Origin of the sequence: Flavobacterium sp. BFFFF1 (assembly GCF_002256285.1) — a bacterium.
Classification (GTDB): domain Bacteria; phylum Bacteroidota; class Bacteroidia; order Flavobacteriales; family Flavobacteriaceae; genus Flavobacterium.
Genome location: NZ_NKJE01000003.1, coordinates 210,827 through 229,792, shown reverse-complemented (window position 1 = coordinate 229,792; position 18,966 = coordinate 210,827). Strand labels below are relative to the sequence as shown.

The 18,966-nt window shown below is 41.9% G+C and carries 15 protein-coding genes; 5 read left to right on the top strand and 10 right to left on the bottom strand.

Annotation, left to right across the window (positions count from 1 at the left end):
- Window positions 1-488: 488 nt before the first annotated feature.
- From CFE23_RS03290 to CFE23_RS03275, 4 genes are all read right to left on the bottom strand, one after another.
- On the bottom strand, window positions 489-2,456 hold the full coding sequence (locus CFE23_RS03290; RefSeq protein ID WP_291083959.1) for a DUF3857 domain-containing protein: 1,968 nt from the start codon (window positions 2,454-2,456) through the stop codon (window positions 489-491).
- Complete coding sequence (locus CFE23_RS03285) at window positions 2,457-4,385, bottom strand: DUF3857 and transglutaminase domain-containing protein (protein WP_291083956.1); 1,929 nt, start codon at window positions 4,383-4,385, stop codon at window positions 2,457-2,459. It lies immediately after the preceding gene.
- Window positions 4,360-7,611: a tetratricopeptide repeat protein gene (locus tag CFE23_RS03280; RefSeq protein WP_291083953.1), complete on the bottom strand. Its 3,252-nt coding sequence runs from the start codon at window positions 7,609-7,611 to the stop codon at window positions 4,360-4,362. The genes CFE23_RS03285 and CFE23_RS03280 overlap by 26 nt, the downstream gene beginning before the upstream one ends.
- A 63-nt stretch (window positions 7,612-7,674) precedes the next feature.
- On the bottom strand, window positions 7,675-8,118 hold the full coding sequence (locus tag CFE23_RS03275; RefSeq protein WP_291083950.1) for a DUF4268 domain-containing protein: 444 nt from the start codon (window positions 8,116-8,118) through the stop codon (window positions 7,675-7,677).
- Window positions 8,119-8,171: 53 nt separating this feature from the next.
- Between CFE23_RS03275 and CFE23_RS03270 the strand changes: the two genes are divergently transcribed.
- Window positions 8,172-8,825, top strand: coding sequence for a CoA pyrophosphatase (locus tag CFE23_RS03270; RefSeq protein WP_363331544.1), 654 nt, complete (start codon window positions 8,172-8,174; stop codon window positions 8,823-8,825).
- 45 nt (window positions 8,826-8,870) lie between these two features.
- Window positions 8,871-9,668, top strand: coding sequence for a lysophospholipid acyltransferase family protein (locus tag CFE23_RS03265; RefSeq protein WP_291083947.1), 798 nt, complete (start codon window positions 8,871-8,873; stop codon window positions 9,666-9,668).
- Between the two features lies 1 nt (window position 9,669).
- On the opposite strand, the gene CFE23_RS03260 is transcribed toward CFE23_RS03265, so the two are convergent.
- From CFE23_RS03260 to CFE23_RS03240, 5 genes are all read right to left on the bottom strand, one after another.
- On the bottom strand, window positions 9,670-10,527 hold the full coding sequence (locus CFE23_RS03260) for a TraB/GumN family protein (RefSeq protein ID WP_291083944.1): 858 nt from the start codon (window positions 10,525-10,527) through the stop codon (window positions 9,670-9,672).
- Window positions 10,524-11,165, bottom strand: a complete 642-nt coding sequence (locus tag CFE23_RS03255) for a hypothetical protein (protein WP_291083941.1) — start codon at window positions 11,163-11,165, stop codon at window positions 10,524-10,526. The genes CFE23_RS03260 and CFE23_RS03255 overlap by 4 nt, the downstream gene beginning before the upstream one ends.
- Window positions 11,166-11,174: 9 nt before the next feature.
- Window positions 11,175-11,669: a sigma-70 family RNA polymerase sigma factor gene (locus CFE23_RS03250; RefSeq protein ID WP_291083938.1), complete on the bottom strand. Its 495-nt coding sequence runs from the start codon at window positions 11,667-11,669 to the stop codon at window positions 11,175-11,177.
- Window positions 11,670-11,736: 67 nt separating this feature from the next.
- The gene (locus tag CFE23_RS03245) at window positions 11,737-12,798 is read right to left on the bottom strand and encodes a DUF3810 domain-containing protein (RefSeq protein ID WP_291083935.1); all 1,062 of its coding nucleotides are present in this window, start codon (window positions 12,796-12,798) and stop codon (window positions 11,737-11,739) included.
- Between the two features lie 100 nt (window positions 12,799-12,898).
- A complete protein-coding gene (locus CFE23_RS03240) occupies window positions 12,899-13,315 on the bottom strand; it encodes a DUF5004 domain-containing protein (protein ID WP_291083932.1) in 417 nt (138 codons plus the stop codon).
- Window positions 13,316-13,619: 304 nt separating this feature from the next.
- Between CFE23_RS03240 and CFE23_RS03235 the strand changes: the two genes are divergently transcribed.
- From CFE23_RS03235 to CFE23_RS03225, 3 genes are all read left to right on the top strand, one after another.
- The gene (locus tag CFE23_RS03235; RefSeq protein ID WP_291083929.1) at window positions 13,620-15,083 is read left to right on the top strand and encodes an aminoacyl-histidine dipeptidase; all 1,464 of its coding nucleotides are present in this window, start codon (window positions 13,620-13,622) and stop codon (window positions 15,081-15,083) included.
- A 111-nt stretch (window positions 15,084-15,194) separates the two neighbouring features.
- Complete coding sequence (locus CFE23_RS03230) at window positions 15,195-16,232, top strand: hypothetical protein (RefSeq protein ID WP_291083926.1); 1,038 nt, start codon at window positions 15,195-15,197, stop codon at window positions 16,230-16,232.
- Entirely contained in the window at window positions 16,192-18,429 is a 2,238-nt protein-coding gene (locus tag CFE23_RS03225) for a hypothetical protein (protein ID WP_291083923.1), read from the top strand. Before CFE23_RS03230 ends, CFE23_RS03225 begins: the two co-directional genes overlap by 41 nt.
- Here CFE23_RS03225 and CFE23_RS03220 read toward each other — a convergent pair.
- The gene (locus tag CFE23_RS03220; RefSeq protein WP_291083920.1) at window positions 18,418-18,894 is read right to left on the bottom strand and encodes a DUF6265 family protein; all 477 of its coding nucleotides are present in this window, start codon (window positions 18,892-18,894) and stop codon (window positions 18,418-18,420) included. The two genes, CFE23_RS03225 and CFE23_RS03220, sit on opposite strands and share 12 nt — an antisense overlap.
- Window positions 18,895-18,966 lie beyond the last annotated feature (72 nt).

Below are 18,966 nucleotides of genomic sequence, written 5' to 3'. Positions count from 1 at the left end.
CCCGACGCTTCGGGAGTACTGCATCCCGATAGCTATCGGGAGTGGGAGCGTATGTGCTTCGCCAGTTCGGGCAAAGCCCTCGGGTCGCTGCCTTTTTTTGACACGAGCGATAGCAAACTGGCGAAGCATAACCCTTCATCTACTGATGTTGAATGAGCCACAAAGTGCTTGGGCGGCGGTATTTTGAATCTGGTATGAGGTCGTTTTTAATGTCGATTACCGTCAGTGAAAGATAAGCGAAGCTCAAGTGTGGGATCGGCTGCGTGAGGCCCCGAAGCTTCGGGGGAAGCGGCATCCTTTTTTCGGATGGGCGCGGAGCATAGGGCAGCGGCATCCAAAAAAGATACAGCGCAGAGCCCGACCCGGCCAAGTCAGGCACGACCATTGATCTTTCGTGAGCGCCGGGACACGCCAAAATAGAAGCTAAAAATGAAGCTATAAAAAAAGCCTGCTTTACAGCAGGCCCTTTTATTGAAATGGATCTTCACCTATTTATTAAGGATAATCACAATTTTATTAAAGTCGGCAGCGGCGTTAATCACCGCCCGATAATCTTCAAACTTGTCCAATGGATAATTGATGATGTTATAATATTCGGTGTTCTCGACAACAATTTCGTCGCCTTTCTGGGTGTATTTACTTGTAAATGCAGCCTCCGTCTTCCCATTGATCACCGTTTTATAATCCATATTGAATTTATCAAGATTTTGGACCGTTGTGCCTTTGGGCAGTAAAATACGAATCGTGCGGGTGTAGGAATGCGGATAGTCGATTTCTACAGGCATGGTTCGCTTGTCTTCCTGGTACAGTTCCATTTGCCTGCCGATTACCTGTCCTACAGAGAAAAGATGGTTGGTTCCTGCCTTTTGCATCAGGTCTTTTCCTTCAAAAGTAACGTTTAGTGTGAATGGTTTTTTGCCGATAAACTCTGTGCCTTCATTCTCTGATTTCAATGTCTTGTATTCTGTGTCCACAGTGTAGTTTTCAGCGACACTTTTAAGGATGGTTTGGTATTGTTCGGCGGAGGCGAAATCTTTTATGGGTTGGAAATTCAAACCTGAATAGCCGCCGAAGTTAATTTTATCGGTTATGAGTGGGTTGTCGATATCTTCGGTAAAATCCACTGTGATGTCCATCGTGTCATGCGTGATTTCTGTTCCCGGAATGTCGATAAATCCCACTTCTCCAATACCCATTTTTACCCCGGCAAATTCCTTTGATTTAATAAAAAGGCCGTAGTTGTTCGCAATATTAGCCGGAATGAGCGGAATGCGGTATTCAATTTCCGTAGGTGTGATGAATTTTTTCACCGCAGGAAAGTAAATCAGCATGTCGTTTAGGTTTTCGTAGCTTTCAAACTCCGGATCAAATGGGATTTTATACCTGTTTGAGGTAAATACCATATTGTGCTCGATATTGAATTTTTTGAAAACTGCGAGGTACAGCCTCAGGATGTCACTTTGGTTTGCCTGTTTGGAAGTGATGATTTCGTTTAGTTTTTCTTTTCCCTCGATAAAACGGTTGTAGGTAATGCTTTTTTTAATCTTGTTTTCTATGTTCCAGATTTGGTCCTGGGTGTTGGCAGCGTTGGGGATTGATTTGTAAAATTCATCCAGCGTTTTTTGTTCTTTTTTGTCCAATTCAGGATTAAAACGATCATAGATCATCGTCGCAAATTCCTTAAAATTGTAGAGGTTTTTGGAGTTGTTATACAGGTTCTCGTCGAGTTTGTACCGTAACATTTTCAGCAATACATCTCGATTCGAGTATTTCTCTTCATCTGTCAATGCCGGAATATCTGAAGTGACGACTGAAAGTGATCCCTTTTTTGGAAATTTATCATTGTTTTCTTTAGCGTCCGGAAGCCCGTTGTAGGATTTGGTTTTAAAAACGAGGTGTTCTGGAAAAATCAATTCAAAGTCCAATGAAGCTATGGGATATTCGTCCTGGAGTTTCAGCGTTTCGCCGTCAAGTTCAGGCATTTCCCTGAGAATATAAATCATCTCAATGACAGCGCCTTTTTCAAGTCCGTTTACGGCAAAGTAATTGTATTTTACACCGCGCTCCTCGTCGGTTTCTTCTTTAACGTCTTTTTGATTGAGGTTTATGATTTTGCCGTCTTTCTGGAATACACGTGCCTTTGTTGTAATACTACTTTCTTTTTCATTAAAGGGAATGTAAATCTTGTTGTTGCGTTCTATCGCGTCGTTGGAGTTGATGTAAACCTGATCGTGCATTAGGTGGAACTGGGCTGCCTTGTTATCCTTTACGGTGATTTCCGTTTTAATCACCCTTTTCAGGATGACCTCATTTTCATTTTTATACTTTTCAGGAATTTCAATTTTTTTGGCATTGGGATCCCAATCATAAGTTTGGAACGTGTAGTCCTGTGCATAGAATAGTGAGGTACTGACCAATGCAATGAGAAGGTAGATTGTTTTCGGGAGTGTTTTCATTTATTTTTCCTGTAAAATTATGGTTTCGTTATAGGCCGACTTCAGTTTTTTAATGGTTTCATTCCATTTTTCAAAATCAGGGTGGTCTAGTAATATTTTTTTCTGTTTTAATTTCATCGACAACACCACAGTATTGCCTTTTATTTGATGGACAAAATCCGCTTTAAAATAGTCGTTGTCGAGACTAAACGGTTCTGGCAGTGATTTCACGGCGTAATTTGACGGAACCTCCAGCGTGTAAACACTGTTTGTATAGGTTAAGAAGTCAAATTCATACTTTGCCACCCTGTCTTTTTCGATAATTAATTTTTCAAAAGCCTTGTCGAGGAATAAACTGACATACATTTCCTTATTGACTTTGATAATGTAATTGTCGAGATCAAAATTAAAGTTGATTTGGTACGGCTTGTCCCGATCTTTCAAATTTTCTTCTTTGTAATTTTTGAGATTGAACTTGTTATTGCCTTTCAGAACCAGACTTTTGATCATTTCAAAACGTGTTTTGTTGACGGCATCGCCCATCTGCAACAGGATGTTACTACGGCTAAAACCGTTATACGCAACGCTTCCGGAACCAATCAGCTTATTGTTTTCAATCGTTAATGACAATTCTTCGTTGACCTCATTCGTTTCGGCGGGTACTATCGGCACAGGAATAATTTTGTATGTCTCGCCTTCGTTGTAAAGCGCTTCTTTACCCTGGATAAATGAGGTCGGAATGCCATAACGCGTTTCTTTGTCCGTTCCATCTAGAAACACATATTCTTCACCATCCTTGAATACCGCAATCATGTGATTGTCGACTGCAGGTGTGGAAAGTTCCTTATAAGAGTAAGGAATGCTGCGTGTCCCAATCCATGAAACGGAAACGCCTTTCACGCCGGCATAGCTTGCCATTGACGTTATGATGCTTGCCATATCTTTGCAATCGCCAAATTTGCGTTCGCATACTAAGCCAGCCTCTCGCGGAATAAACCCTTCATAGCCGTTTTCAAATGCAATGTACTTGATGTTGTCTTTTACCCAATAGAAGATACTTTTCATTTTTTCTTTATCGGATGTTAGTCCAGCGGTGAGTCCGAGCGTGATTGCCTTCAACTCGGCATTCTCAGTTTTATTCAGGTTTTTGACAAATCCTTTATAATAGTTGAACAATTGGGGAACATCATCAAGTACTGGGATATTTGTTTTGTCGACGGTATAATCTTTTACATAAACATCGATGTGCGGCACGATGTAAAGAAATCCGGGTGAGTTCGATTCGAATTTCACAGGTTTCACGTCCCTTAATGTCCATTTGTAGATCCACTTGCCTTTTTTTTCTGATTTTGAAAATTCAATTGCGTTGTTTGGGTCGTTGAAAATTTTGTAGCCGATGTTTATATCTTTCCCGGTCCGAATTTCGAGCGTCGAGTTTTTTATAGGCAGGCTGTTTCCAAACACAAATTTATGCAGGAGGAAAGGATCAAGGAATTCGGTTTGGTAATCATAGACTTTTTTGGCACCTGTCTCGAGGTTTGGAAAAATTAGCTGGCGCTCCTTGACGTCGTTATAAAACACCGAATTGTCGCGGGAAAGTTTTTCATTGGACTGCGTGACCTTAATCTTTTTTTCCTTACCGTTGTTGTTCACCACTGACCATGCGTCGTAGCTTTTTAATTTCACCAATTCAGAATAACTGAACGATTCAGAGTTGTTCTGGATGCCATTTTCAGACAAGATCATCGATTCATAGTGATTGTCCTGTATGACCTTCAATTTTTTATCCTCGATAGAAAGGTCGTAAGACTGGCTGTCCTCGATGATAATTTCGTTGAAATCGGGCCATGCTTTCTTGTAATCCTGAAGTGGTGTCTGCGCATTTGCAACTGCTGCAAATCCTAAAATTGCCGTTAAAAGAAGTTTATTTGGTAGTTCCAACCAGTTCATCCGAGTCATATTTCTTTGTAAGTAATAATTTTCCATTCTCATAGATCTCCGTATTTCCGTGCAATTCGTCGTTTTTGTAGTTGGCTTTCAGGCGTAATTTGCCATCTTCCGTGTAGTATTCCTGCGCGCCTTCATAATCACCGTCTTTAAAATTTTCCTTTTTATAAACGTTTCCGTTTGAAAAATATTCTGTCCTGACACCCTGCAATGTACCTTTTATATAGTTACTCTCGTATTGGGTTTTACCGTCTTCTCCAAAAATTTGGAATTTGCCCTTCATGCTTCCTTTATCGTAACTTATTTTAATGGCCGGTTTTCCATTTGTATAAGTAGATACGATATCCACTGTACCATTTGCGATCGCAGCGGTTTCATTTAATTCACCGGATTTTCCAATTCGGGTGTAAGATTTCATTTCATCGTTTTCGTAGTTCACAATCAGAATTGGTTTTCCACTTTGGTTGAAGTACGTGTAAGGACCGTCAATAGCCTCGTCAAAAGTGGTATGCTCGAACAATTTTTGTTTGTTGTGGAAGTACCGGATTACTTTTCCGCTGTCGTCGCCAAAAGCGTAATCGTTGGTCAGGTAGACGTTTCCGACGAGATCATAGTATCTTGCCGTGCCATTTGCTTTGCCACAGTAATAGATAACTTCGCTTGAGGGTACACTTAAAGGACCGTAATCAGTTGCTTTTCCGGTTGCCATGTCGTTTAAATATTGTCCTTCAGCAACCTTATTGTTCATTTTGTCTTTTGTAACCAACGCGCCGTTGTAGAGTCCATTTTTCATTTCGGCAGTCGTCATTACAAAATTATTTCTTGTGAAGGTCACTTTGCCGTTTAGGTTTTTGTAATCGACAACGTCTTTTTTACCAGATGAATCGATGTATTCCACTGATTTTGCCACCCCATCAACATAAGTAGTTTTTACGGCAAGGGTTCCATCCTGCCTGAAAGTATATGAGTCACGGTTTAACTCGCCATCGGAATAATACGATTCGTTGACTACTTTCCCATCGGCATAAAACCTTTTGTAAGGGCCGTTGATGGATCCTCCCTTATAGTTAGAAATACTGCGCAACCTACCATGGTCGTAATTTTCATACACGCCGCTGATCGTGTCATTTTTATAGTTCACGATTGATGACACATCGCCATTGGTTTCATAATTGTAATCCAGGCCATCGAGCAGGTTCTCGCTGTAATGCTCGGTACTTTTTAAAGAACCGTAACCATTATAGTAGCGCCATTCCTTTGTTTTCTTATTTTTTTCAAAGCCGCCTGTACTCATCAGTTGGCCATCGAAGTCTTTGATCGTAAAGGTCTTTTTGTCGGTGTTGACTTCAATGGGTTTCGGACTCGATTTTAAGTACTGTAGGCTTTTCTTCAGGTCTTCAGATCGCAGCTTTTCCTGGAAGAAAAGATTTCCGGCAGCATCATAATAATCAATTCCTTCCAGTTCTTCCTTGCTGTTGTACAAATTCACCGATTGCTTTTTGCCTGCTGAGTTGTATTGTGTTGAAACCTTTATTTTTCCGTTTTCATAAACAATATCGCGTGACGGCAGCGAATTGGCATAATAGGTCTTGTAACTGTTTTTAACGGATCCATTTGCATAAAGCGCCTCAGTTTTCACGGTTTTACCATCATAATATTCAAAGTACTGCCCATCAAGTTTGCCGTTTTTATAGGTGCTGGTTTCGGTGATGTCACCGACGGCATTGTAGTAAGTGTATTTGCCTTCCAGATTGCCATCTTTGTAAAATGACTCCACTTTTTTGCTGCCATTTTGGTAGTAACAGGCCGTGATGCCGTCCAGCTTACCGTTTTTATAATTCACGTCGCAATTCTTTCCACCGTTTAAGTAATAGGTGGTTGCCAGGCCGTCGTATTCCGAATCTTTGTAGTTCGCCGTAACGCTAAGGTTACCGTTCTCATAATACTCCTTTTCAAGGCCATTCAGTTTGCCCTGAACATAGTTGTTTTCCTTGACAAGCTGACCCTTCGCATTGTAGTACTTTTGAGGGCCATCAAGCTCATCTTTAACGATGTTGATATCACCAATAACAACGCCATCGGCATTCAACAATTTGAATCGACCGTCACTCACACCATCTTTGACCGGCCCGATTAGCATGGGGTAGTTATTTTTATAGAGCACAGTAACTTCCTGGAACTTGCCAAAGTGGTCCATTGTTCGTTTTGAAAACGCATTTACAAGTCTTTTGATGATGAAATTTTCATTGAAAGCTTCAACCATTTTTTTCTTTGAGGTTAGTTTTTTCCCGAGCGCTTCCTTTTTACTTTCAAGCATGTAATAGGTAAATGCCTCAAATTGTTTTTGTTCCATCATGTCTTTAACCCACGGAATATAAGTCGTTTCAAAGAAGCCGTTTTCCATTTTATGGTCTTTTGCCACGTATTCTGAAATAGCCTGAATCTGCCTGATGATAATGTCATCGAAGTCAGATTGAACCTTGTAAGCAGGCTTTAACGGCAGTTGGTTTCTTAAAATGGTTTCAAGGTCATCAAAATGATCGCCTGATTTTGATAGGATTACTTTCGGTTTATCAAGATAATTTTGACCGAATTTTTGGTTTAATTCACGAATGGCTTCTCCTGCGCGACTGTTTTCAGGCTCGAGCAACAGATACGTCATCAACGCCAGGGTACCTTCCGTAATTTTGCCGTTTTCAAAAGCGATGAGGCCCAACAAATAGTGTGCACTGGTGTGATAAGGTGCAATTGCGATGGTTTTTTGGAGGTAGTCGACCGCTTTTTGCAACTGTTCTTTTCGGACGTACATCAGCGCGAAATTGTACAGTAGGGATCCCGAATTTGGAATTACTTTTTCACCTTCTGTGAAGATCTTTTCTGCCTCGTCGAATTTTTTAAGATCACTTAAGCAACTGCCATATAAAACGTAGAGCGATGGCATTTCAGTAAAAAGGCCTTTCTCGTGCAGACCGTGCAGCAATGCACTTTCGTCGTCTGGTTTTTTCATCGCGGCGAGCGTCAGGGCTTTTTCGTATTGTGCAGTAAGGTATAACGGGTCGTTTTGCACGATTTTGTCGTACTGCGCTATGGCTTCGTCAAATTTTTCTGCATCGTGAAATGATGAACCATTAGCAATAATGGCGGCATTATCATAAACAAAGGTATAGTCTGTCTGACTGTAAATTGGCGAAACCAGCCCCACAGCAAGCCACAATAATAGTTGTTTCATTTTTTTGGATTTTCTCCAAATATATATTTTTTAAGAAATGAATTGACGAATTGACGATATTTTTTATTCGTTCAAATCGATATCCATGATGTAATCCGAATACTCATAAAAAAAGCGCTCAAAGGCATCCATGTGGTCATTAAAAAATTCAAAAACGGCATCCCAATGTTGCCTGTTGTTCATGCTTAAGCCTGTTTTTTCGACCCAAATCCGGCTGACTTTCTTGCCGTTTTCCAAAATAAAGTGGCGCTCGAAGACAAGGTCTTTGATGTGTTCTTCGCGGAGGATGTTTTTTAAGGATTCCATTTTCTCGAAATACTGAAACCGTTTGTGATCGCTTCGTGGCTCGATTTCCATAATGACCTGGGCTTTTTTATTGTCAGCATAGAATTTGAAGGCGGCGTCTTTAATTTTGGTATCATAAAGCATCCATTTCCGCGGATATTTTTCTGCGAAGGCAATCCAGAACTCCCGTTTCAGCCTTTGCGTTTCTTCTTTGCTATACATTTAAAATCAAATTTGGTTTTGTATTCCGGTTTTCCGTTACTTTTACAAAAATAATGCATTTCATGTACTTTGATGCCTTTCTTGCACTGCTTCCGAAAATAAAAATGCAACCGCTTCCAGGTGAGGCTGCACACGCCATAATGTCGCCACCGGAGCGCCAAGCCGCAATGAAAAAACTGGATTGGGACACCATAAATCCCAGAAATGCGGCGGTGCTCGTCTATTTTTACCCAAAGGATCTCATCACCCATCTTGTATTGATCGTCCGCAATTCCTACGAAGGCGTGCACTCGTCGCAGATTGCATTTCCCGGCGGCAAAGTGGAATCATATGATCTGTCAAAAGAAGCCACAGCGTTGCGGGAAACCACCGAAGAGATTGGTGTTGCGGCTGACGAAATTCAGGTGCAGCTGCCCCTTTCGGAAGTATATATTCCGCCAAGTAATTTTAGGGTTGCACCATTTCTCGCGATAAGCCATCATAGGCCAGAGTTTAATCCGGACCCACGCGAGGTGGCTGGAATTATCGAGCTGCCTATTGCCTCGCTGTTGGATGATTCGAATGTTTTTCTCAGGGAAATTGCTACTTCCTATTCAAAGAACATTGAAGTTCCCGTGTTTGACTTTGAAGGAAATATCGTCTGGGGAGCAACGGCGATGATGCTTAGCGAACTTAAACAAGTCATAAATCAGGCTCTTAAAGGGTAAGTTTTTGTATGTTTGCATTTCATTTTTTGTAAAGCATACATCATTATGGGATTGTTGAAAAGAAATCCTTTTGGACATATTTTTTTTCTTAAGAAGTGGCTCATCCGCATCCTGGGCGCACTGACACATCGGCGTTACCGTGGTTTCAATGAACTTCAGATTGATGGTTCTGAGATCCTGAAGGCGCTGCCTGAAACAAACGTACTCTTCATCTCCAACCACCAGACCTATTTTGCCGATGTAGTGGCAATGTTTCATGTGTTTAACGCGAGCCTCAGTGGAAGAGAGGATAACATAAAGAACATCGGTTATTTGTGGCAACCTAAGCTCAACCTTTACTATGTTGCCGCAAAGGAAACGATGACGTCAGGATTGTTGCCTAAAATTCTATCCTATGCCGGCGCCATTACGGTCGAGCGAACGTGGCGCGCAGAGGGCAAAGACATTCAGCGCGAGGTCAATCCGAATGATACTGAAAATATAGGAATAGCGTTAAATGACGGGTGGGTAATTACGTTTCCGCAGGGGACGACAAAGTCCTTTAAACCTGTCAGGAAAGGGACTGCACACATTATCAAGGACTACAAACCTGTCGTTGTCCCTATCGTAATCGATGGTTTTCGGCGTTCGTTCGACAAAAAAGGATTGCGGATGAAAAAGAAAGGTATCCTGCAGACTTTTCAGATTAAAGAACCGCTGGATATTGATTATGTGAACGATACGATTGAGCAAATTGTTGAGAAAGTGGAGTATGCCATTGAGCAACATCCCTCGTTCCTAAAGGTTATTCCGCAGGATGAGCTGGAGTTGCAGGAAGAACTCAATAAAAAGCGGGGATGGTAGCTTATTTAACAGCCTCTACTTTGTAACCTTTTTTCCGAAGCAGCGCAATTACGCCGCCATCGCCGCCAAGGTGCGCAGCGCCTACCGCGAAAAAGGTAGGCTTTTCAATAGCAACTTTTTCGATGCGTGGAATCCAGTTCGCATTGCGTTGCGAAAGCAACTCGTTTTCAAATTTAGACGACATGGAGTTTTTTGATTCCTTTGACATGGCGAGCATTCCGTTTAAATCCTGTTGAAGGTATAGTGAATACAATTGCTGAAACTCCTTTTTATCATCGACCATTCCATTTTTGGCAGTCTTAATCAATTCGTTCATTTGATCCTGATAAGGAATCGCATCGAATACTCCCATTTGCTCGTCTACGGTTTCAAGGCCAAATACCTGCTTATTGTTTCCTGTTGCCGCTTTCATCAATTCCTGTTCAATAGACTGCATTGGGCAATCCAACATTTTGGTAATCAGCAAAGAACTGACAAAGAACGGTTTCATGGTGTTCATGGATTTAATCGAAATCCCGACGTTTTCCTTGATGAAAGTATCTACCGCGGCAAAATCCGATTCAGTAGCGAGTTCGCTCATTTTCGTGCCATTTTTCATGTTAACACCTTTCATCATCTGCAATTGCAGACTGGGATCATCCATGTCCAGTTCGAGATAGAGCTGCTGTGTATTGTCTAACCCTTCTTTTACCTTGGGGCTCAGTGCCGCATCGCAGGTCGCGTGCATAGTGCCGAAAAGATAAGATGTTTTGAGGCCGTTACCACTGATTTTCCACAGTAGTGATTTCTCGGTAGGCGCCTGGGCATTGGTTTGCGCCAGTACAAAAAAACAAAGCAGTTTGAGGATGTTTTTTATCATTTTTCCGTTTTCTTTAATTCGTTGTAATTCATGTAAAGCCTTTTCAAAAGGATGCCATAGAGCAACCTGTAAAACAGCCAGAATATACCAAAGATGATGCCAATAAAAACAACTGCCAGCCCAATACACTCCATAAGGAAAAGCGTGCCATTGCCACGGGCATTTGCATTTTCGCGCAGCGTGACGAGGTTTTGGTCATAGTAGAATTCCACCAGCAATATCAATATAATGTTTAAAGCGACAATTCCGAGGTTGTACCAGATGTAATATTGCACGGTTTTTCGGGTACGCAGTATGTTTGTCATCAACTTGTGGGTGGAGTCGGTGGCAGAGATTCTTTTGTAATTGGTGTAGAAAAAATAAATGAACAGCACCAGTACCGCATAATTCACAATGTTTGCAATAACAAGAAAACTTTCCAGTGTAGAATTGTGTTGCTTCGACTGGTATTTGTCATCGCTTAGCAACACTGTCAAAAGGCTCCAAAACAGGAACTCGATCACGCTGATGATCAGGATTCTTTTGACAATAGACGATGATTTCCGGTGCAGCATCGAGTTGATCTGCGCTTCAGAAACCTGTCTGAATGGCTGGCCGTCCTTCTGCCAGTCTTTTTTTAATAAATCCAACTCTTTCATATTATTACCTTACGGATTTAGTATTTTTTTCAGTTTTCCCTTGATCCTGTTCATTTTAACCCTTGCATTTACTTCGCTGATACCCAGCGTTTCAGATATTTCCTGATAATCTTTGTCTTCAAGATACATAAAGATTAATGCCTTTTCAATATCGTTGAGTTGATATACTGCCTGGTACATCAGTTTCAGCTGTTCTTCCTCTTCGAAGTTGTAGTCTTCTTCCTTTATAAAATGTTTGGTGTTTTCATACTCGACTGTAGAAACCGAACGGGTACTTTTTCTGTATAAAGTGATTGCGGTATTCAATGCAACACGGTATGCCCAGGTCGAGAATTTGCTGTCGCCGCGAAACTTCGGATAGGCCTTCCACAACTGAATCGTAATTTCCTGGAACAAATCCTTATGCGCGTCTTCACCTGAAGTATACAGCCTACAAATCTTGTGGATGATATTCTGGTTGGTCTGCAGTTGCTGCACAAAAGATTTCTCTAAACTTTCAGTCATATGCGGCGTTAGTAGCTAAATCCCGATTTTGTTACATGAGTAAATCGGGATGGCAGTAAAAATACAATTAAAGTGATTTGTTTTTGTAATAATTTACGAGCAATTCGACAAAACGGCTGTAGCCTTCCAAGCCATCTTTTTGCTGGTTCATTTTAAGGTACCGGTCGTAAAACAACTTGAATCCTGTTTCGACAAAGCTCTCGTATTGTGCCCAAAACTCGCGGCTATCTTTGTAGTTTTCGAGGATGCCTTTGTTGATCAGCGGATGCAGTTTCGATATGCTGCCCGGCTGCGCCTTTTCCAGCGTATTGAGGCAGTAACGTAACGCAAATGAGTATGCCGCGTATTGAAAATAAATGTCGGTGTTGGATTTGGAAGACAGAAATCCGATGAAGTTGGCTTCGCTTTCCGAAGCGTATCCGAGCTGGTGCGCCATTTCGTGACAAACGGTTACCGGAAACTGGTACAATGGCATTTTGTCGTTTACCTGTGCTTCCCCAGTGAATGGATTTAGATAACCGGAGAATCCCATGTAGGTCAATGGCAGGCTGTAGAGCGAGCCCTTGATGGACGGGTTCGTGTACGTAAACTGCCGATGAGTTATGGCGAGCTGGCTGTATCCGTCCACAGATTTCGAATAAATGGCGTCGCGGGAATAGGGGAATACGACTTTTAGAGCAGTGTCCCGGGTAATCTCGCGCTGGATTGTATTTGTTTTTGTGATGAGTCGCAACGTGAGGTCATGCAGTTCTTCAACGGAGTATTCCCGGCCAATACTCAACGCTATATTAATGGGCTGACGGTAATAATTGAATGCCCAAAGCAAATGAAATGTAAAATAGAGCACTGAAATGAAGCTACAGGATTTCAATAGGTTTTCTTTCCATGCTGTTTTCCAGGTGTTCCGTTTTTTTAAAAACCATTTCAGGATGACCAATATCAATGCCGTGTATACAACATCCCCAAACGAGAATGGAATCCAGCCGATCAATATCCGAAGTGTTTTCGATATCGTCAGATAAAGCCCGCTACTATAATATTTTTCTACTATTCCCGGAAAGTGACCGAGAATTTTGATTGCGAAAATCTGGATGATCAGTAGTAAAGGGAGAATGTGTTTTTTTTTCACAAAATGGTATTCAGATCAGAATCGTATTCGGTCTCGTTCATTTTTTTGACTTCGTAAAATAAATTGAGATAAAGCGGTTTTGCTTTTCCAAACCCGCTCTCTATTTCTGTTTTACCATCAGAAGGACTATTTTTGGATTCATTTGCAGCAGGAGCGAGTCATTTGCAAATTTCAGGATTTTAGCTGGCGTCCAGTTTGCTTTTTCCTTCAGGCTTAATATTTCTTCATTTTCAACCTTCCATTCCCCATTCACAGTGATATAATCCTTGTTCCCTTTTTTTAGTTTGCTTTCAATATAAGTATTATCGCTTCTGAATTCGGTTTTCATTTCCTTTACCTGCATTTGCGTAAACGCTTCCATTGAAAGTTCCTGTTTGGTTTCAGCGCTGATGAAAGTGGTCCATGTCCAGGTACCGATCAATTTTTCCGAAATACCGATTCCATTTTGCTTAACCGGTGTTGCACTGGTCAGGAATAGCAAAGACACCGTTGACAATATAAAAACTCTAATTTTCATGAGATGATCGATTTATGAAATTCAAATATAGTTAATTTGGTTCATTAGTTTGAGGCAGAACAAAGTTAGGAAACTGTTTTTATATAAAATTCTCCAAGTCCCTGGTGTCCAAAGACAGCCGAGCGAAAAATGCCCTTGGGTTTTGGACTAAACACAGGAGAAACCTTTTCAACAGAGACGAAAGGAAACAAAGGCACCCCAATCCAGAAATCTAAACCAATTTCAACTTGCACCGCCGATCAAAACCATTTAACTTTGGGACGCGTTACTACAAATGATAGACGATTAACTTTTAACTCAAATTATGAGCAACGAAATAAGAAACCTCGAACCAAAAGCCCTTTGGAATAAGTTTGCCGACTTAAATGCGGTGCCACGCCCTTCGAAGAAGGAAGAACGCGTGATTGAATTTATGAAGAATTTTGGCAACAGCCTGGGTTTGGAAACCTTTGAGGATGATATCCGCAATGTGATCATCCGCAAACCTGCCACTAAAGGGATGGAGAACCGAAAGAAAATTGTGATGCAGGGTCATCTCGATATGGTGCACCAAAAGAATAATGATACCGTGTTTGACTTTGATACGCAAGGGATCGATATGTACGTCGATGGCGACTGGGTGCGGGCGAGGGGAACCACATTAGGTGCTGATAATGGATTGGGTGTAGCCACAATTATGGCCATCCTGGAAAGCAACGACATTCCACATCCCGCGATTGAGGCTTTGTTCACGATCGATGAGGAAACCGGAATGACCGGAGCCTTAAACTTAAAAGGAGGAATTCTTACCGGTGACATCCTGCTGAACCTCGATACCGAAGAGGATGATGAGATTGACATTGGCTGTGCCGGAGGTGTTGACGTGACAGCGAGCGCCGTATATGACGAAGAAGATACGCCTGAGGGGTCAAAAGGGTATACAATTACCGTAAGAGGACTGAACGGGGGACATTCAGGAATGGACATCCATAAGGGGCTGGGGAATGCCAACAAGATTATGAACAGACTACTTTTCGGCGGGTTTGAGAACTTTGGGCTACAGGTTGCAGAAATTAATGGAGGCAGCCTGCGCAATGCAATTCCGAGAGAAAGCGTTGCCCGGGTAATTATTGCCGGAATGTATGACGAAGCGTTTGTGTTTGACATGCAGGAAGTAATTGGTGATATCAAAAAAGAGTTCAGTACCACAGAACCGAAACTGGAGATCACCATTGAAAAATCAGAACTTCCTGCAAAAGTAATGCAGGTTCCTGCGCAGGAAGGTTTTTTAAGGGCGGTTTATGCCGCTCACAATGGGGTATATCGTATGAGTGCCGATATGGAAGATCTGGTTGAGACTTCTAACAATGTGGCTAAAGTTACTGTAAAAAGCGGCGAATTGTCCGTTCAATGCCTCACCCGCTCTTCGGTGGAAAGCTCCAAGTTCGATTTGGCGAACGCATTGCGGTCAGCCTTTGAATTGTGTGGTTGCGAAGTGACTTTCGGCGGATCTTATCCGGGTTGGACACCAAATATAAACTCGGAAATATTAGAAGTATTGGTGAAAATATACGAAAAGCAGAATGGTGATAAACCGAAAGTGGTGGCCTGTCATGCCGGACTGGAATGTGGTATATTGGGGACCAATTATCCTGGAATGGATATGATTTCTTTTGGGCCTACCATCCACGGGGCCCATTCCCCTGATGAACGCGCCAGTATCAAATCGGCACAGAAATATTGGAAATTTGTGTTGGAAATACTCGAAAATATTCCAGTGGCCAACTAATTACGATAGAGATTCCCGCTTAGAAATAAGCGGGATTTTTTTTTGAATAATATTTGAAATAAAACATACTTTTAACGTGAATCTGCGTTATAACGGAAACCACCAAAATCAATGAAGCCATTGTTGCTCGCCCTCGTTCTTTCGGGAGCTTTTATTTCCTGCAAACAATACAAGACAGAACACGTTGAACGCGCCTTTTACTATTGGAAAAGCAACGGCTACCAGTTTACGCAAATGGAAGACAGCGTCGTGAAGAAGGCAGGCATCCATAAGTTTTATGTAAAATATTTTGAAGTCGAGAAGAACCCTGTAATGGGGCTTATACCCGTAGCGAAAACCAATTTTCGATTTTGGAACCGGGATTCCACACAAATCATACCGATTGTTTACCTACGCAATGAGGTTTTTAAAAATGTGCGCCATGGGGAATTGGATACCTTGGCCGACAACATCAATTTCCTGATCCGGAAGTACTCCGGGGAAGGCAGGGATTACGGCTTTAAAGTCCCGCTGACGGAATACCAGATGGATTGTGATTGGACACCCGGCACAAAAGACAATTATTTTTATTTCCTCAGGAAACTGAAAGCCGTTTCCGGGCTACAGATCAGTTGCACGCTCAGGCTTTATCCGTATAAATATCCTGCTCAAATGGGGGTGCCACCCGTTGACAAAGTAACGCTGATGTGCTACAACCTGGTGAATCCGCTGGAAAACAAGGAAAAAAATTCAATCCTGGATGTCGATGAACTATCGGCTTATCTGAATGTAAACCAAAAATATCCGCTGCACCTTGATATCGCCCTGCCCGTATATTCGTGGATACAGGTATACAGGAATAATCACTTTGTGAAAGTGATTCCCGGAAATGCCGATGACTTTGGGCGGGTATTAAAACCGATTCAAAAAAAACTATGGTATGCTGTGACTACAGACAGCGTTGCAGACGGATTTTACCTTAAGGCAGGAGATAAGATTAAGGTAGAGGAAATCACGGAAAAGCAATTACAGCGGGCCATTAGGATCATTAAGCAAAATGTGGAACTTGACAGTGATATCACGGTTGCGCTTTTCCATTTGGATAACCAACAATTAAAACACTACAGCAATGCGGAAATTTCGGGTTTGTATACTGCTTTTACTCAGTAGCATTTGCTTTAAGGGGACGGCCTGCGGATTTTATCTGGAAGGCGAGGAAGTGCGGTACTGCTTTATGAATCCGCAATACTTTGGATTTAGCTCTTTTTCGGAATTCCACTATTCTTCCCTGGCATTTGCACCTGCACAGGAATCGCTTTTTAAAGAAGGCGAACAAATGCCGAATGAGTTACTGTGGATGACATATTGTAACTGGAAAGTTCCTTATGATGCGGTGTATGTCGCGGTGAATGAGCTCCCGTTGCAGCAGGTCAGTGAAAAATCTGATAATGCCATGATCAGGTATTTGTATGGAGTGAATGATCTTGAAGCGATATCCTACCTGAAGTTTGCAAAAAGCTGTGAGGATATGAACGCCTTATACGACGACCCATGGGAGCGAAATGATTACACTGCCATTCCCATCAGGACGAAGAAAATTGCGGAAGCCCTGCAAAGGCTGAAAACAGCAAAGGCAAAAGAGATAAAGTCCCGCTATGCGTTCCTGGCCATCAGGCTGCGTTATTACAATCGGGATATGGAAGGCGTAAAATCGTTATATCAGGCCTATTTCGCTTCGGAGAAAAATAAAACCATCCTTAACTATTGGAGCATGTATTTCAGGACCATTGTAGAAAAGGACAGCGCATTTGCCAATTTTCTGGCCGCCCAGGTTTTTGCGAACGCGGTAGACAAGCGGTTTATGATACAACAGCAGTTCAATCGGACCGTACCGTTGGACGAAACCCTGAAATATGCGCAGACGAATCAGCAGAAAGCAAACGTATATTTACTGGCGGCTGCTTTGAAGACGGATCGCGCATTAGAACACATTAAAAAGGTTCATCAACTGGATCCAGGATCAAATGGGCTTAGTTTTCTATTGCTTCGCGAAGTCAATAAAATTGAGGACTGGATCTGCACGCCATATTATACGCTTTACCTGCCAGCAGTCAATAATATTGATTATTCAGAGCAGCAAGACCTAACGGTTAAGATCGTTTGGGATGGTGTGGTTCGGGACCGCGCTTATGCAAAGGAGCTCCTGAAATTTGTCGATTTAATGGACCCCAGACATACTGACAATCCAATTTTATGGAAAGTTTGCAAAGCCCATCTGCTATTCATGACGAGGGATTTTGAGAAGAGCCTGTCCGAAATCAAAAAAATAGAACAAGGACTGAAAAAAACAGATAGTGTCTATGTACAACTCGAGAAGATTAAGGCGTTAGACCTCACCTCAAATCAGAATCAAGGGAATGCAGTGGTCCTTCCGGAAGTGCAGCGCATCCTGATGGCAAACCAAAATGACCTGAAATTTGTATTTGCAGTGGGAAGGGAACTGGAGTACCTCGGCAACACTACCGATGCCGCACTTTTATATTCGAAGGTAGGTGCAGAAAATTCCGGATATGCAGTGTATTGGAAAAGCAGAAGTAACGTTAAGGGCGTGTATGATTATGGTTATTCAGATTATTTCGAATATCTTGACATCAATTACAATGTAAAGCAAACCCAGGCGTTGATCGACTACACACGGCAACACCGCGGTAGTACTGATCCTTTCATAAAGTGGAAGCTAAGCCGGGCAAAAGGAGATGTTTCGTTGCTTTATGATGCTCTTGGTACAAAGTACATCCGTGAAGACAAGTTGTCAAAAGCGCTTGAAAGTTTCAGCAGGATTCCTGAAGATTACTGGAAAAACTATTTTCCCGGGCAAAGGAATTATCCTTCTTCCACAGAATATTTCGACAACAATCCTTTTACCGTACTGAAGTATACCCCACAATTCATGCCGCAGGATTTTAAGTTCAGGCTTACCAAAAAAAATGTCACACAAAAACTGATATACTGTCTCAACCGCGCGCGAAATCCAAAGGAAAAGAACAAGGATTATTACTATTTCCTGGCGGGAAATTGTTACTATAATATGACCGTTTCAGGAAATTGCTGGATGATGCGCAGGTTTGGTTACTCTACCGTGAGCCTTAATGAATATCAGTATGACGAACAGGAATTTCGCAATGGAAATCTGGCGCATCGTTATTATTTCATGGCTTATCAAAATGCCAAAACTCCAAAGTTCAAAGCGCTTTGTTTACGCCTTTCAAAACGGTTTGACTTGTTGAAAAAACAATATCCTGACGACTTCAAGCAATTGACAGACAACTGCGATGCGTTTTCCGACTATTTCAAATCAAGGATTTAATTGTTTTTTCATTCTGAAAGTTTCGGTTTTAGGTTGGCCATTTTCGGCACCGGAGATTTCTGCGATAAGGCTGTCGTTGCCTACTAAATTATAAATGATTTTTTGTGGAAAATCATGTCCCGGGTTTTCGAATACGAGCTGCGTTTTTGTAGCAGATGTGAGGTTAAAAGATACGGGTTCCCCGTTGTTTTGGTCTTTCACTGTGGCGGTGTAGGTTACAATCGTGTCGTGCTGCTCGAGTTTTATTTTTTCGAAAAATTTAGTTTCATTCCCGACCATAAAAGCACTACTTCCGATATAAGTGCTATCATCCTGTTTTTTCCAGGTTTCTACAAGCAATCCGGCGCGCGAGGCATTTTCCCAGCGCCCCACAACCCAGCTTGCATTATTGATTTTATCGTAACGGTTTTCTTTTTTGCAGCTGTAAATTGATATGACTGCGATGATAAGGAATGCTTTTTTCATGGTATCGAAAATTATATCGAAAACAAATATAAACTTTTGAACATAAAAAAAGGCATCCGTGAGGACGCCCTT

Excerpts from the sequence above, each read along its gene's own strand:
- CFE23_RS03290 (WP_291083959.1), bottom strand. The coding sequence starts at position 2,456 with ATGAAAACACTCCCGAAAACAATCTACCTTCTCATTGCATTGGTCAGT.
- CFE23_RS03285 (WP_291083956.1), bottom strand. The coding sequence starts at position 4,385 with ATGAACTGGTTGGAACTACCAAATAAACTTCTTTTAACGGCAATTTTA.
- CFE23_RS03280 (WP_291083953.1), bottom strand. The coding sequence starts at position 7,611 with ATGAAACAACTATTATTGTGGCTTGCTGTGGGGCTGGTTTCGCCAATT.
- CFE23_RS03275 (WP_291083950.1), bottom strand. The coding sequence starts at position 8,118 with ATGTATAGCAAAGAAGAAACGCAAAGGCTGAAACGGGAGTTCTGGATT.
- CFE23_RS03270 (WP_363331544.1), top strand. The coding sequence starts at position 8,172 with ATGCATTTCATGTACTTTGATGCCTTTCTTGCACTGCTTCCGAAAATA.
- CFE23_RS03265 (WP_291083947.1), top strand. The coding sequence starts at position 8,871 with ATGGGATTGTTGAAAAGAAATCCTTTTGGACATATTTTTTTTCTTAAG.
- CFE23_RS03260 (WP_291083944.1), bottom strand. The coding sequence starts at position 10,527 with ATGATAAAAAACATCCTCAAACTGCTTTGTTTTTTTGTACTGGCGCAA.
- CFE23_RS03255 (WP_291083941.1), bottom strand. The coding sequence starts at position 11,165 with ATGAAAGAGTTGGATTTATTAAAAAAAGACTGGCAGAAGGACGGCCAG.
- CFE23_RS03250 (WP_291083938.1), bottom strand. The coding sequence starts at position 11,669 with ATGACTGAAAGTTTAGAGAAATCTTTTGTGCAGCAACTGCAGACCAAC.
- CFE23_RS03240 (WP_291083932.1), bottom strand. The coding sequence starts at position 13,315 with ATGAAAATTAGAGTTTTTATATTGTCAACGGTGTCTTTGCTATTCCTG.
- CFE23_RS03235 (WP_291083929.1), top strand. The coding sequence starts at position 13,620 with ATGAGCAACGAAATAAGAAACCTCGAACCAAAAGCCCTTTGGAATAAG.
- CFE23_RS03230 (WP_291083926.1), top strand. The coding sequence starts at position 15,195 with ATGAAGCCATTGTTGCTCGCCCTCGTTCTTTCGGGAGCTTTTATTTCC.
- CFE23_RS03225 (WP_291083923.1), top strand. The coding sequence starts at position 16,192 with ATGCGGAAATTTCGGGTTTGTATACTGCTTTTACTCAGTAGCATTTGC.
- CFE23_RS03220 (WP_291083920.1), bottom strand. The coding sequence starts at position 18,894 with ATGAAAAAAGCATTCCTTATCATCGCAGTCATATCAATTTACAGCTGC.